The organism is Paraglaciecola arctica BSs20135 (genome assembly GCF_000314995.1).
Lineage (GTDB): Bacteria > Pseudomonadota > Gammaproteobacteria > Enterobacterales > Alteromonadaceae > Paraglaciecola > Paraglaciecola arctica.
The window spans coordinates 244380-258951 of sequence record NZ_BAEO01000062.1 but is presented as its reverse complement, the minus strand read 5'-3'; the positions used below and the strand labels follow the sequence as shown (position 1 = coordinate 258951).

Here is a 14572-nt window from a genome sequence, read left to right as displayed (position 1 = left end):
CCTAATTAACGCAATTTCAATGTGGCTAAACCCACTAACACTAACATCAGTGAAATAATCCAGAAGCGCACGATAACGCGCGGCTCAGGCCAGCCTTTTAGTTCGTAGTGATGATGTATTGGCGCCATTCTAAAAATTCGTTTTCCACGCATTTTGAACGACCCAACTTGTAAAATAACCGACATAGTTTCGGCAACAAAAATACCGCCCATAATAAATAAAACGATTTCTTGGCGAACTAATACCGCCAGTATCCCTAATGTTCCACCTAAGGCTAAAGAGCCAACATCTCCCATAAACACCTGAGCCGGATAAGTGTTAAACCATAAAAATCCTAGGCCAGCTCCTACTATGGCTGTACAGACAATAACTAACTCACTGGTAAGTGGCAGATAAGGAATATGCAGATATGCAGAAAAATTAATATTGCCTGTTACATAGGCAAATATGGCAAAAGCTCCTGCCACTAAAACAACAGGAACTATCGCAAGCCCGTCCAAACCGTCAGTCAGGTTTACAGCGTTACTTGTGCCTACAATAACGAAATATGTCACAACTAAAAACAGCATCCCCATTTGCGGCATAACGTCTTTAAAAAATGGCACTAACAAAGCGGTTTCAGCAGGATTTTGTTGGCTTGAATACAAGTAGAGCGCAACAACAATGGCAATAACAGACTGCCAAAAGTACTTCCAACGAGCGATTAAACCTTTAGCATCTTTACGGATCACTTTACGGTAATCATCCACAAAACCAATAACACCGAAACTAACCAAAACAAACAAGGTGACCCACACGTATCTGTTGGTCAAATCACTCCACAACAACACACTAGACACAATGGCAGCCAAGATAAGCAATCCACCCATAGTGGGTGTGCCCGATTTCGCAAAATGGGATTCTGGACCATCATCACGAATGGTTTGACCTATTTGCATACGCTGCAACCAACGGATCATTTTTGGACCAATAATCACAGCAATTAACAAAGCAGTTAAGGTGCTTAATATAGCGCGCAAGGTTAAATACGAGAATACTCGAAAACCTGCTTCAAACTGCTGTAGCCAATCTGCTAACCAAATCAGCATGCAATTCTCTCCCTGAAACGTTCAAGCTTTCCCAATGGGGATTCCTCCAACGCTTTGACCACTAATTCCATACGCGCACTGCGAGAACCTTTAACCAAAATGCTGATGTCACATTTTTGCGGCAAGGTTTGTTGGTTGATAAACTCAACAACCTGCTCTACACGGCTAAAATGACGACCTTGATCAGCAAACACATCACTAGCACTTTGACTCAATACACCCAAGGTATAGAGTTTATCGATACCCTTTTGTTTGGCATATTCACCAACTTGTTCATGGTAATAGCGGGCTTTTTCGCCTAATTCGGCCATATCCCCAAGTACCAGTATTTTTATCCCAGCAAAACTAGACAACAAGTCGATTGCAGCATTTACCGAGCCTACATTTGCATTGTAGGTATCATCCAAAATTTTCACTTGATTAGTCAGCTGTTTAACATGCAAACGACCGGCAACATGTGGCATATCACGTAGCCCCTCACGCACATCTTGCAGCGTTGCGCCTACTTCTAAAGCTAGTGCAGTCGCCACTAAAGCATTACTTACGTTATGCTCTCCAGGCAAAGATAGACTAATAGCGATGCGCCCTTTAGGTGTAACTAATTCGAACTGCGCGCAACCATCCAAACCAAGAATGATGTCTTCAGCATATACATCTGCTGGTTTTTCAGCAGAGAAAGTTTGTACCTTGTTGTATTTAAGTTTACCTAACCAATAGTCTGCAAATTGGCTATCGGCGTTAACAATAGCTAAACCATCTTCCTCTGATAAACCTTTAAATATTTCACTTTTTGCTCTGGCGACCCCAAGCAAACTGCCAAAACCTTCTAAGTGCGCTGCAGCGGCATTTACTATAGTCGCGACATCTGGCTTAACTAAATTAGTTGTATAGGCAATTTCACCTAAATGATTGGCCCCCATTTCAATCACTGCAAACTCATGTTGTTGCTCTAATCTAAGCAACGTCATCGGCACACCTAACTCATTGTTAAAATTACCATTAGTCGCCAACACTTTGCCACGGCGCGACAAGATAGCCGCCACCATTTCTTTAACCGTTGTTTTACCACTACTACCGGTAATACCCACAGTTTTTGGTGCAACTTTAGCTTTCACCGCAGCACCTAATAAACCTAAGGCCAAGGTAGTATCTTCAACCAAAATATAAGGTAATTTTGTATCAACATGCTGTGACAAAATTAACGCTACGGCACCTTTTTCTTCAGCTTGCTGAATAAATTTATGGCCATCAAAATTCGGACCTTTCAATGCCAAAAACAGATCAGTTGACTGAATACTTCTGGTATCTGTACTGACACCTTCAATAATCAAATTCTGTTGTTGCTGAGCTATTAACTGCCCATTAACCTGTTCTGCAACCCAGGATAGTGAAACCGGGATCATACTTTTTTCCCCTCTTGAAAAAGTGCAACAAACTGGCGTTCATCGTATGCCAGTGTTTGATTACCTATAATTTGATAATTTTCATGGCCTTTACCCGCTACTAAAATCATGTCGCCAGCAGAAGCTTGTTTGGCAGCAATTTTGATTGCCGTTTTTCTGTCATGTTCCACCAGAATTTGCTCTGGGTTGATACAGCCAGATAAGATGTCTTGAATGATATCTTTAGGGTTTTCACTGCGCACATTGTCATCAGTTAAGATGACGTGATCAGCTAATCTCTCGGCAATTTCGCCCATTAAAGACCGCTTGCCCACATCGCGATCTCCACCACAACCAAATACGCAGAATAATTTTCCATGGCAATGTTGTTTAGTGGCTAACAAGGCTTTTTCTAAAGCGTCCGGAGTATGTGCATAATCCACCACAATAGTGGCGTGGTTTTGACGGCAATACAGCTCCATCCGACCAGCAACTGGTTTAAGCTTCTGAACGATGTACGCAATCTGTTTTATATTTTTGCCCAGACATAATTGGCTACAAATAGCAGCTAACACATTGGCAACATTAAATTCTGCCAATAGTGATAATCGCAATTCACAATCTCCCCAAGAGGATTTCAGCGAAAGTGCTATTCCTTCAGCGGTATAGCGCACATTGTTGGCCACACAATATTGATATTCACTAGGCATGTCAGCGGCATTAATATTTTGCCCATAAAGCACAACAGAAGTTGTTTCGGGAATATTTGCCAACCAATTTTTATGCTCAGGATCATTCGCGTTAAGCACGGCGTAAGCTAATCCAGGTTGTTTTAACAAAAGTCTTTTTGCTAACCCGTATTCGGCCATTGAACCATGGTAGTCAAGGTGATCACGGCTTAAATTCGTAAAAACTGCAATATCGGTTTTTAGCGCTTTGATACGGTTCTGTTTTAAGGCGTGTGACGATGCTTCTAATGCCACTTGAAATGCTCCTTCATTAACAAATTCTGCTAATAAACGTTGCATACTAATAGCATCTGGCGTGGTGTTGACTGTGTTTTGTTGTGCTTGGAATTCAGCCGACGAAGAATACATGCCTGCACCTAAAGTACCGATAGATGCAGCTTGCTCCCCCATTAAAAAGGCCAATTGACTGGTTAACTGCACAGTAGAAGTTTTACCATTTGTACCTGTCACTGCGATAACAGACATTAAATTAGCTGGGAATTGATAAAAATGCCCTGCCAACTCCGAGAGTTTTTCGGCTAATTGATAAAAAGACACTATGACACTTTGTTCGCGCATTTCTACATGACCATGATTTGCCATATCATCGCACTGCGCCACTATTATTTTGGCTCCTAAACTAACCGCTTGAGGAATAAAATCTCGTCCATCCAAGGCGTGTCCGTTAATAGCGATAAAAGCCTTATGAATTGCCACATCTCTACTATCTAAGACCAAGTCACTGATCATAATATCGGGTGCGTCAATGCCAAAATGAGCCAACAATGGTTTACTACTCTGATCAAACGCCTCAGGAAATTGTTTATTGATGCTTACCATATCAACCTGCATTTTCCGCCTCCATGCTCTTTGCAACAGCGGAAACAGCAATTGACGAAACCGTTTTATCATCGGGTGGCACATTCAGCATTTGTAGACTAGCAGCCATAATTTTAGCAAAAACCGGTGCTGCGGTTTGACCTGCATAATAAAGCTCACCTTTAGGTTCATTGATTAAGATAACTACTGCTAATTGTGGATCTGATACTGGGGCAACACCTGCAAAAATATTGACATATTCTTCACCATAACCATTGGCAACGGCTTTACGACTCGTACCTGTTTTTCCAGCTACCCGATAACCTGGCACATGGGCTTTTTCTGCTGAACCATTTTTCTCAGTCACTGTTTCCATCATCTGTAAAACTTGTCGCGTCGCCTCGGCGCTGATAACGCGCTCACTTTCTACCGGAGTATCTGGTTTGATAATACTCAATGGCCGACGTATGCCACCATCGCCTAAAATGCTATACATACGAGCTAGCTGCAAAGCGGTGACCGAAATACCATAACCAAAAGACAAGGTGGATAATTCAAATTCAGACCAGCGGTTTGTTTCGTTAAAAATGCCGTTAATTTCGCCAAGCAAATTAGCGCCACTGCCACTCATTAAGCCAACGTTGTAGAACATATCCAGCAAAAACTCTTTAGGCACTGACAAAGCCAGCTTTGAGGTACCCATATTGCTAGACTTACGAATAATTTCAGTTAAATCAATTTCGCCATAATTACGGGAGTCTCTGACTATATTGCCGCCTAAATGCATCCATCCAGGAGAGGTATCAATCAAAGAGTCTACTTTTGCAGATCCAAATTCTAAGGCACTTAATACCGCAAGTGGCTTAATTGACGAACCTGGTTCGTAGGCGTCAGTTACAGCGCGATTACGAATTCTATGGGCTGACACACCGGCTCGATTATTGGGGTTATAAGACGGGCTATTGACTAGCGCCAAAATTTCACCTGTATTAACCGCCACTACCACAGCCGAGCCAGAGGTCGCTTTGTAATATTGGACAGCTTGCTTCAATTCTTTATAAGCCAAAGCTTGAATTCGTTGATCTATGGTTAATTGAATGTTTTGAGGTTTTTTGCCTTCTTCAGATTCAATTAGCTCAACCATTCGGCCTTTTCCGTCACGTCGAATTTTTCGTGATCCTTGAGCACCAGCCAACCATTTGTTATATAACTTTTCGACCCCTTCAATGCCGGCATCGTCAACATTAGTAAAACCTACAACGTGAGCCGATACCTCACCGCTTGGGTAATAACGTCTTGATTCATCACGCAAATATATCCCTGCGAGCTTAAGTTCTTCAACATACTCGGCCATCGCGTGAGAAACTTGGCGCTGCAAGTACACAAAACGTTTTTCTGGATTACTGACTTTCTGTTTAAGTTGTTCTAAATTTTGACCTAATACTTCAGCCAAGGCCTGCCAGCGTTTTTGATTTTCACGCTGCTCGGCGCGCAAATCAAAGCTAGGATCTTCCTTAGCTTTTTTCTCTGCTTCTTGTATGGCTTGAGCTATGGCTTTAGGATCAGCCCAGATTGCTCTAACTGGCACACTGACAGCTAACTGCTGACCATTTCGGTCAACAATCAAACCTCTATGTAAAGGATTAACACGGGTACGTAAAGTACGGTTATCTCCTTGTTGTATTAATAAATCAGGTGATACAACTTGTATATATGCAGCACGAATACCCAGACCAACAAACACCAATAAAATCGAAGCAACCACCAAAACAAAACGCCAATGTAATAAACTCGGAGCGCTATTCACTTTTGCTTGGTTGCTTCTACCTTTATTTTTTGAAGGGCTGCTTATTCGGCTCATTTTATGCGCACCACCACTTCTTCACTGGGCAGAGGACGATGCATGTTGAGCTCACTTTTAACTAGCGCTTCAATACGGTTGTGTTCTGTCAAAGCACTTTGTTCAAGCACTAAATGGCGCCACTCCACATCTAACTGATCTTTCTCTTGCATCAAGCGTTCGATGGCAATCGACATTTGCCTATTATGGTGTGCACTGAGTATCACCAACCCAGCGCTAACTAAGAGTGCTAGAAACAACAAAACCCGCACTGGATGGCGGGCTAAATCAGCAGCTACAAAACTGAATAGATTAAAGTTGGTGTTGTGACCACTCATAGTTTTTCGGCCACTCTTAACACCGAACTTCGTGCTCGTACATTTCTTTTTAATTCGTCAGCAGATGGCTTAATTGCTTTGCCTATAGGTTTCATCGCTTTGGCCGCGTCTATTTCTGCCTGCAGAATAGGCATGCCATGAGGTACGTTTAAACCACGACTTTGCTCCCGCACAAAACGTTTGACCAAACGGTCTTCTAAAGAATGAAAACTAATTACAGCTAAGCGCCCTTGCGGTGCCAACGTATTCAAAGCGGCTTTTAAGCCTGTTTTGATTTCGTCTAACTCGCTGTTTACATAGATACGTATGGCTTGGAAGCTTCGAGTAGCGGGATGTTTGTATTTATCTTTAACCGGCACAGCTAAATCAATAATCTCGGCCAATTGGGCGGTATCGGTAATAGGCGCAATTTGACGGGCATTCACAATACCGTGAGCAATACGTTTACCAAACTTTTCTTCGCCAAATTCTTTGATAACTTGCGTGATATCTTGTTCTTCAGCTACGGCTAACCAATCAGCGGCACTTACGCCTCTGGTGGTGTCCATACGCATATCGAGCGGCCCATTACGCATAAAACTAAAACCACGCTCTGCATCATCAAGCTGTGGTGAAGACACGCCTAGATCCATTAAGATCCCATCAATTTTTCCGATTAAACCTAGCTCTTCGGCCACAGCTTGTAATTCGGAAAAAGGGCGATGATGAATAGAAAAACGCGGATCATCTGCCAGCGACTTTGCCGCTTCGATGGCACTAAGGTCACGATCAAAGGCAATTAACTGACCTTTAGGTGATAAGGCTTTTAGTATTTGTCTAGAATGACCACCACGCCCAAAAGTTGCATCCATGTAGATGCCATCGGGCTTAATAGCTAAACCGTCTATTGATTCCTGCAGTAATACTGCTAGATGTGAAAAATCGTTTTCCATTAAAGTGAGAAGTCCTGCAGTCGTTCTGTCAATTCAAAGTTAGCTTCTAGTTCAGTCGCTACATCTAAATTGATTTGTTGTTGCCATACGTCTGCGTCCCAGATCTCAAATTTATTGAACTGGCCAACTAACATAATTTGTTTATCGAGCTTGGCATGTTGACGCAAAGGTGCGCCTAATAAAAATCGCCCGTTTTTATCCATCTCACCTTCATTGGCATAACCCAACAATAAACGCTGCATTCTACGTTCGTGTGGATTCATACTTGAGAGACGGCTTAATTTAAGTTCTATTTCTTCCCACTCGGGAAGCGGGTAAAGCAGCAAACAAGGCTGTTGCGTATCGATAGTGCAGACCAGTTGTCCCTGACAATCATCCAGCAAGGACTGCCTATACCTTGTAGGTATAGTCACTCGACCTTTAACATCTAGATTGATTGCATTAGCGCCGCGGAACATTATTCCCCTAACCTTTTTTATTTTTATCTATCGAAAATTAACTAGTAAAGACAACACTCAACAAAATCTGGTCTTGTTTTTTTTAGGCTTTTTTGGGATTAAATAATCCGCCAGATCCACTTTATGCCACTTTTACCCACAATACACAGTTTAGGTACCACCCGTCTATCATGTCAAGGACTAAAAGCAGCAAATTGATCGGATCCAAGGCCTCTTATTCACTGGATTTGTAGAAGTGTCTGAATTAGTAGACAAAACCCACAGGGTGGCGCAATTTGGTAACTGTAATAATAATGGAGTTATGGTTTTTTAATTGCAGGGTGTAGGAACACAAGGTGAAAACTAATCTAAGATTTTTTATTCGGTAAAGACCAAAGAATACTTTTAGATTGGCACTAAAGGTTGGTGTTTTTACTCAGTAAACGACTAAAAACATAATCAAGCATTTGTTGTTGTTCAACCAAGTGATTTTCACCAAAGTTACTTGTTGAACGTTCTGCTTCAATATTTATGTAACGAATACCTGATTTTTGTGCAAAAAGCGACAAAGAACCATAGTCTTCAGACGGATCAGTGACGACTTGAGGATGCTGCAATACCGCATTCCAGCCACTTTGCTCCATAGCATTAAAATCTTGCTGCTCAGTGACAAAAAACAAGTCATCTTCGTCGCCGTATTTTTTACTCACTGCCAAAATAAACCCAGCACCTTTGGCTAATTTTTGTTGATACTGCACCATGGATATATTTCCAATCCCTTGTTTATTATCACCTAAATATCCATGGGTATTGTTGTGTATAGCCACCCATGAACGTGAGGTTTCTGTGCCCCCCATGGTGCTTACAATAAGTTTAGCTAGGGCTGCCGATAAGCGCATTGCTCGATGAAACACATAAGTATTAGTGCGTAATTTGGGGTTGTGTCTGATGATGTTCTTGCGTCTGCCTTTTTTAGTGAAAATGCGATTGGGATCAATCTTAACCTCAAAAGGTTTAATCTCGAGGCGTAACAAACGCTTGCCTTCTTGGCGCAATATTACAAATATCCCACCACGTTCAAGAATTTGTTGGCTTACATATTCATTGGCCACGTTCTCGTTTTCGTGTGGAGCAAACAACGACCAATTAGGCTTATCTGTAACTTGCCCAATCACTTCAAGTTTTATGTTGGGCTGTGGGGAGAAAGCAACAATCTGGCTTAGAAGAAGAAAAACAAAGTTCACGTTGAGATTATATACCGACATAAAATTAGAGCGTTAAAATAACAAGATTGATGATCTGATACAAAAGAAATTTATGTCGTAATTAGATCCAAAATACAGAATTGTAAATGATACAGAACAACAAACATAAAGTAGAAAATTGGTTATCTTCTTTGGTTAAAAATAATATACTCGTTAGATGTTGTTAAAAAGATGTTAGTTCGCAATTAAACATCTGAAATAATAGAATTTTTTGTCTATTTACTCAAAGGAGTTCAAATGCCGCTAGAAAACTGCATTCTGTCTATTGACCAAGGTACTACCTCAAGCAGAGCCATCGTTTTTGCTCCAGATTCAAGCATTGTGGCTGTCGCACAGCAAGAATTTGCCCAGCATTATCCGAATGATGGTTGGGTGGAACATGATCCAGAAGATATTTGGTCATCAACACTCAATGTATGTGAGCAAGCAATTGCCCAAGCTACAAAGAAAGGGGCAAAAATAGCAGCTATTGGTGTCACTAACCAAAGAGAAACAACTCTGGTCTGGGATAAAAAAACCGGTAAAACCATATATAACGCCATAGTGTGGCAAGACGGACGCACGGCAGATAAATGCAGAGAATTGCAAAATGCTGGACATTTAATGACTGTGCAACAACGTACTGGTTTGTTGCTCGACCCTTATTTTTCAGCTACAAAGGTGGCTTGGATTTTAGATAATGTAGATGGTGCAAGACGAAAGGCCGACGCCAACGAGTTAGCTTTTGGCACGGTTGATAGTTTTCTTATATGGCGCTTAACAGGCGGTAAAGTGCATGCCACTGATGTCACCAACGCCAGTCGCACCAATTTATTCAACATCCATAATTTGTGCTGGGACGAAACCCTGCTAGACATATTTAACGTGCCCAAATCGATGTTACCAGAGGTGAAAGAATGCGCCGCTGATTATGGCAATACCGCAGCGGGGCTATTTGCTTATTCAATTCCCATTGCAGGGGTTGCCGGTGATCAACAAGCCGCCAGTATTGGCCAATGTTGTTTTAAACAAGGCGACATTAAAAGTACCTATGGTACAGGTTGTTTTGTGTTGTTAAATACCGGCGAAAAAGCACTATTATCCAAAAACAAACTGCTTACGACTGTGGCGTATACTATTAAAGGTAAAACTAACTATGCGTTAGAAGGCTCGATATTTATTGCCGGAGCAGCCGTGCAATGGCTTAGAGATGGCTTAAAAATTATAGAATGTGCGTCTGAAACAGAAGCCATGGCCAAAAGTATTCCCGATGATCATGGGGTGTTTTTAGTGCCCGCGTTTGCCGGATTAGGAACCCCCTATTGGGCACCTAATGCTAGAGGTGCAATATTTGGTCTCACTCGCGCCACCAGCAGCGCTCATCTTGCCCGAGCAGCACTTGAGTCAGTGTGCTTACAAACCTCGGATTTACTCAAGGCCATGAGGGAAGATGGCGTCAATCCCAAAAAATTAAGAGTAGACGGTGGTATGGTAGCCAATAGTTGGGTCTGCCAATTTTTAGCAGGTGTGCTCGATGTGACAGTGGAGCGCCCCAAAGTAATGGAGACCACTGCATTAGGCGCGGCTTATTTAGCAGGTTTACAAATCGGTATCTATCAATCGACTGACGAGTTGGCCAGCATGAACCAAATTGATAGCCGTTTTGAACCGAAAATGGACACCACTAAACGAGAAAAGTTACTTAAAGGCTGGGCAAGTGCCATTCAAAGCACCTTGGGGTTTAAAGCATGATAAAACAATCAACCTTTGGAAAAATGCCAAACGGTACAACAGTCGAACAGTATTGTTTAAGCAATCAACAAGGTGTGAGTGTTGAAATTCTCAATCTTGGGGGGATTATTCGGCGTTGGTTAATACCCAACAGCAAAAACAAACATACTGATATCGTTTTAGGCTACGACACTGTGGATGATTATTTAGCTGACGACAGCTATTTAGGCGCATTAGTAGGCAGGTATGCAAACCGCATAAACCACGGAAAATTTAGTTTGGCGGGTAGCAACTATCAAACGGATATTAATCAAGGTGGTAACTGTTTGCATGGTGGCAGCCAAGGGTTTAATGGCAAAGTGTGGCAATGTACGCTGTTATCTAGTGGCGATGATCCGTCAATTATGTTGGAATTATCTAGCTGTGATGGTGATCAGGGTTTCCCAGGTAACATAGCGGTTAGAGTTATTTATACCTTAACTGAACAAAATCGCTTAAAAATAGAATATTTTGCCGAGGCTGAACAAACAACCTTATACAATCCTACAAATCATAGTTATTTTAATTTGTCAGGGCATAACAGTGGTTCAATAACAGCCCATCAAGTTCAATTATTAGCTAGTCACTACACACCAACTGACGAACGAGCTATACCTACGGGCGAGATTGCTGAGGTTGACAATACTCCATTTGATTTCAGGCAGTTGACCACCATCAGTCAGCCATTAGCTTCAGATAAGCAACAGATTAAATATGGTAACGGTTTAGATCACAACTTATGTTTAGACGCTTATAGCCCAGGATCAAAAATAGCTAGTTATGCAGGCCAAGCAGTGTCCTCAGATATAAATCTAAATATATATACCAATATGCCTGGCATCCAAATTTTTACTGCCAACCACTTTGACAACAAAAAAGGCAAAGATGGCGCGCTTTATCAAGCCCATCAGGGGGTATGTTTTGAAACTCAATTCTACCCCGACACACCTAATCAGCCACATTTTCCAAGTGCTACACTAGAAGCCGGTAAAGAGTTTTATTCCGTAACTGAATATGAGGTGTTGTTTTAGTTCAGCGATTCAAATCTTAATTGTCTCTTATTAAAACCTAAAAAAGCCCGTTACAACTCAGTTGTAACGGGCTTTTTATTTCACTCTAATATATCTTATTTTTTAGCAGCTTTCTTCGCTTTAGGTTTTTCTACTGGTGCCGCTGCAGCTTCTTCAGTTGCTGGCGCTTCAGCTTGAAGTTGTAGAGCTTTAACAGGGTTTTCACCACTTTGAGTCAACTGAACTAAACGATTCAATTGGCCAAGAGACATTAACACTGCGTATATTGCACCTAAGAAACCAGTCTTATGCAAATCAGTTATTGTTTCCGCATCTAACGCCTGAAGACGTTTTTCGCTGATAGTTTGCATACCATTGATATTACGTTGTTGGCCGTTTGCATATTGCGCACGGATAACAATTGAGTCGAGTAAATCTAGCTCTTCAATTTTCTTTACAAATTCACGTGTAGCCATTTCGCTGTTAGCTAATTCAGATAATAATTTCTGACGATTATCTAAGTAAGGGCTAGGCTCGCCATCGGTGAAAAGAGGTTCACCTTCTTTTCCGATTAAGGCAGAATTTTCATCAATAAACACACCTAATTTGTCGCCATCAGGGCGCACATCAAAAGGATAACGTTGAATATTAAGAGGAACCACGTGACCTGTCCATTTGCCTTCTGGCATAAACAAGTTAACACCTTGCTCAATACCTAACATGGCTACACTGTGAGTAGTGTCGCTTTTAGGATCTTTGATAAAGATGATTGGCATACAACTAGCAATTTGTGCGTATTCACGTAACGACGCGGCAGCTAAGTGAGTATCTTTAGCATGGGCGAAATCACCACTTATCTTTACATGTGTATCTTTATGTTTATTTTTATCTAGGGGAATGTAATTCATTGTCATTAAAAAGTTCTCTAATTATTTGGGATAAAGCGGTTTTTGTGAGCCGTCTTGATTTTAATAGCCGACATAAGTAAATAACTGGGGATCATTAACTTTTTTACAAGACAAAACCAGCAGAAGTGTGATTTTTTTGTAAATAACTTTAATTGTTTAAGGTTCAGTGAAGGATATTTCGGCGATTATAACCGAAAGTACTTATAAAGAAGTGACCTTCCCTGCAGCAGAATGCCACCCAAAACCTAAACAATCTAATCCAAATTAACTCACAGAATCAATATATTCCTGCAGCTTGGCATCGGCCTCATCCGCAAACAATATCTCACAGGCTTCTTTTAATCCCGGAGCACAGAGAATATCTTCTTTCCTGACAACTAATGATATTTTCGAACGACGTCGTAAAAAGTCTTCTAGTTTAGTCACCATTTCGCGCTCTGCGGCATGTTCGATTTCTACTCGTAAGTATTCAGAATTTTCGATTAACAACTCGGCTTTTTTAGGATTTTCGCGGATATTTTCTAACATGTTAATAGCGTTACGCCCGTAACGTCGCCAGAACCTTTTAGTTAATGGTTCTGAGGATGTGGCAGGAGTGAGTGCATCAAAGTCCATCAATTTTGCACGGTGGAAAAACTCATCCCGCACAGTATCGTCCGGTTCTCCGTACCATTTGAAATCTTCATAAGGTAAGGTAATGCCTAGCTCTTTGATCAAACCTGCAACTTCATCTCCAACGTTTATGCAGTCAGTCAGTTTGCCGCCAAAAATGGACAAGTACTTATCAACTTTATTGGTGTCTATGGCATGTTTGCGTGATAGTTGTACCCAATCAGCTTTGCCGCCTTTGCCCTTAATCGCTAAGGGGCGCACGCCGCAACGTTCGGCAATGATATCGTCTTGGGTTAAAGCTTTGGGTAAGTCTAAAAGTTTATTTACATTGTCTAGAACAAATTGCCTGTCTTTGTCGGTGACCTTTGCATGAGGATCTTCGACTTGAGTATCAGTGGTTCCAATACAAGTTTTGGGACCCATTGGGATGACAAAAAACAAACGACCATCATCCGCAAAAAAGGTTAGGACTTTATTGCTATCAGTGATCTTATCGACAATCAGATGAATGCCTTTTGAGAACAAATGATGATGTTCGGTAGTCTGCTGATTAATATGATTCATCGGATCAACAAAAGGACCTGCGGCATTGATGATCACCTTGGAGCGAATTTCGAATGTTTCACCACTGATCACATCGTTAGCTTGAGTTTTCCATACACCATCGACCTTTTCAGAGCCATTGGCTTGTACGTAGTTAGCGGCAATACAGCCATAACTCATACTGGAACGAATAAAATTAAATACAAAACGTGCATCGTTGTCGTGTAAAAATGCATCGGAATATTCGAAGCCGCCATTGACTTTTTCGGTGTTTACCACCTTTTCAAGAGACTTAATTTTAGCTGCTGATAAATACTGTGGACTTTGGGTGAAAAAACGCCCCATCAACCAATAAACAATAGTCCCCATAAAAACAAACAAAGGCGGAAAACGAAAACCTTTCTGAATACTGGTAAAGAAACGAATTTCTTTGACGGTAGATGGGTAGCTGCGCATCAGATGATTACGGCTTTTACAGAGTTTATTCACCAAACCATATTCATGGCTTTCAAGGTATTTAATTCCACCCCAAGCCAAATTTGACGAGTTAGAACTGGTAAAACCGGCAAAGTCTCCTTTATCAATCAAAGCGACTTTTGCCCCTTTTGCAGCTAGCGAGGCAGCTGATACCGCACCGTTAATACCCCCTCCGATGATCAATACATCGAAGGTTTTTTCTGGCAATTTTGTAATATTACTTTTTCTAAGATTATTCACACTATTTCCGTTATTTTAGGATTCTTGAATTAACCCGTCATCGCTGACCCAAGCAAGTTCAGCATTTTGTTTGTAGAACACTTTCTGCTTGATCATATACATGCACTAACAACAATAGCAATTTACCAAGCCTACACTTATATAAGACATAAGAATATATATTTTTACGGTGGTTCATAACATTCAATACTATTTATATTTTGT

The 14572-nt window shown here is 41.3% G+C and carries 12 protein-coding genes; 2 read left to right on the top strand and 10 right to left on the bottom strand.

What is annotated here, in order from left to right:
• Window positions 1-5 precede the first annotated feature (5 nt).
• From mraY to GARC_RS21410, 8 genes are all read right to left on the bottom strand, one after another.
• Window positions 6-1088, bottom strand: coding sequence for a phospho-N-acetylmuramoyl-pentapeptide-transferase (mraY, locus tag GARC_RS21445; RefSeq protein ID WP_007624371.1), 1083 nt, complete (start codon window positions 1086-1088; stop codon window positions 6-8).
• Window positions 1082-2491 carry a UDP-N-acetylmuramoyl-tripeptide--D-alanyl-D-alanine ligase gene (locus tag GARC_RS21440; protein WP_007624369.1) on the bottom strand — a complete coding sequence of 470 codons (1410 nt, stop codon included), beginning with the start codon at window positions 2489-2491 and terminating at the stop codon, window positions 1082-1084. Before GARC_RS21440 ends, mraY begins: the two co-directional genes overlap by 7 nt.
• Entirely contained in the window at window positions 2488-4050 is a 1563-nt protein-coding gene (gene murE / locus GARC_RS21435) for a UDP-N-acetylmuramoyl-L-alanyl-D-glutamate--2,6-diaminopimelate ligase (RefSeq protein WP_007624367.1), read from the bottom strand. Before murE ends, GARC_RS21440 begins: the two co-directional genes overlap by 4 nt.
• The gene (locus tag GARC_RS21430) at window positions 4040-5878 is read right to left on the bottom strand and encodes a peptidoglycan glycosyltransferase FtsI (RefSeq protein WP_007624365.1); all 1839 of its coding nucleotides are present in this window, start codon (window positions 5876-5878) and stop codon (window positions 4040-4042) included. The genes murE and GARC_RS21430 overlap by 11 nt, the downstream gene beginning before the upstream one ends.
• A complete protein-coding gene (gene ftsL, locus GARC_RS21425; protein WP_007624363.1) occupies window positions 5875-6195 on the bottom strand; it encodes a cell division protein FtsL in 321 nt (106 codons plus the stop codon). The genes GARC_RS21430 and ftsL overlap by 4 nt, the downstream gene beginning before the upstream one ends.
• Window positions 6192-7127: a 16S rRNA (cytosine(1402)-N(4))-methyltransferase RsmH gene (rsmH, locus tag GARC_RS21420; RefSeq protein WP_007624361.1), complete on the bottom strand. Its 936-nt coding sequence runs from the start codon at window positions 7125-7127 to the stop codon at window positions 6192-6194. Before rsmH ends, ftsL begins: the two co-directional genes overlap by 4 nt.
• Entirely contained in the window at window positions 7127-7585 is a 459-nt protein-coding gene (mraZ, locus tag GARC_RS21415; protein WP_007624359.1) for a division/cell wall cluster transcriptional repressor MraZ, read from the bottom strand. The genes rsmH and mraZ overlap by 1 nt, the downstream gene beginning before the upstream one ends.
• A 395-nt stretch (window positions 7586-7980) precedes the next feature.
• Window positions 7981-8829 (bottom strand): hypothetical protein, encoded by an 849-nt coding sequence (locus GARC_RS21410; protein ID WP_226989266.1) that lies wholly within the window; start codon window positions 8827-8829, stop codon window positions 7981-7983.
• 237 nt (window positions 8830-9066) lie between these two features.
• Here GARC_RS21410 and glpK point away from each other — a divergent pair, with 237 nt between their 5' ends.
• Window positions 9067-10560: a glycerol kinase GlpK gene (gene glpK, locus GARC_RS21405; RefSeq protein ID WP_007624354.1), complete on the top strand. Its 1494-nt coding sequence runs from the start codon at window positions 9067-9069 to the stop codon at window positions 10558-10560.
• The gene (locus GARC_RS21400) at window positions 10557-11609 is read left to right on the top strand and encodes an aldose epimerase family protein (protein WP_007624353.1); all 1053 of its coding nucleotides are present in this window, start codon (window positions 10557-10559) and stop codon (window positions 11607-11609) included. Before glpK ends, GARC_RS21400 begins: the two co-directional genes overlap by 4 nt.
• A 95-nt stretch (window positions 11610-11704) precedes the next feature.
• Here GARC_RS21400 and GARC_RS21395 read toward each other — a convergent pair whose 3' ends face one another.
• Window positions 11705-12502, bottom strand: coding sequence for a SapC family protein (locus tag GARC_RS21395; protein WP_007624351.1), 798 nt, complete (start codon window positions 12500-12502; stop codon window positions 11705-11707).
• A gap of 258 nt (window positions 12503-12760) precedes the next feature.
• Window positions 12761-14368 (bottom strand): glycerol-3-phosphate dehydrogenase/oxidase, encoded by a 1608-nt coding sequence (locus GARC_RS21390; RefSeq protein WP_007624349.1) that lies wholly within the window; start codon window positions 14366-14368, stop codon window positions 12761-12763.
• Between the last annotated feature and the right edge of the window lie 204 nt (window positions 14369-14572).

What these genes read in the sequence shown, in the direction of transcription:
- GARC_RS21400 (WP_007624353.1), top strand. Translation starts at nt 10,557, where the DNA reads ATGATAAAACAATCAACCTTTGGAAAAATGCCAAACGGTACAACAGTC.
- GARC_RS21395 (WP_007624351.1), bottom strand. Translation starts at nt 12,502, where the DNA reads ATGACAATGAATTACATTCCCCTAGATAAAAATAAACATAAAGATACA.
- GARC_RS21430 (WP_007624365.1), bottom strand. Translation starts at nt 5,878, where the DNA reads ATGAGCCGAATAAGCAGCCCTTCAAAAAATAAAGGTAGAAGCAACCAA.
- murE (WP_007624367.1), bottom strand. Translation starts at nt 4,050, where the DNA reads ATGCAGGTTGATATGGTAAGCATCAATAAACAATTTCCTGAGGCGTTT.
- mraY (WP_007624371.1), bottom strand. Translation starts at nt 1,088, where the DNA reads ATGCTGATTTGGTTAGCAGATTGGCTACAGCAGTTTGAAGCAGGTTTT.
- GARC_RS21440 (WP_007624369.1), bottom strand. Translation starts at nt 2,491, where the DNA reads ATGATCCCGGTTTCACTATCCTGGGTTGCAGAACAGGTTAATGGGCAG.
- ftsL (WP_007624363.1), bottom strand. Translation starts at nt 6,195, where the DNA reads ATGAGTGGTCACAACACCAACTTTAATCTATTCAGTTTTGTAGCTGCT.
- mraZ (WP_007624359.1), bottom strand. Translation starts at nt 7,585, where the DNA reads ATGTTCCGCGGCGCTAATGCAATCAATCTAGATGTTAAAGGTCGAGTG.
- rsmH (WP_007624361.1), bottom strand. Translation starts at nt 7,127, where the DNA reads ATGGAAAACGATTTTTCACATCTAGCAGTATTACTGCAGGAATCAATA.
- glpK (WP_007624354.1), top strand. Translation starts at nt 9,067, where the DNA reads ATGCCGCTAGAAAACTGCATTCTGTCTATTGACCAAGGTACTACCTCA.
- GARC_RS21410 (WP_226989266.1), bottom strand. Translation starts at nt 8,829, where the DNA reads ATGTCGGTATATAATCTCAACGTGAACTTTGTTTTTCTTCTTCTAAGC.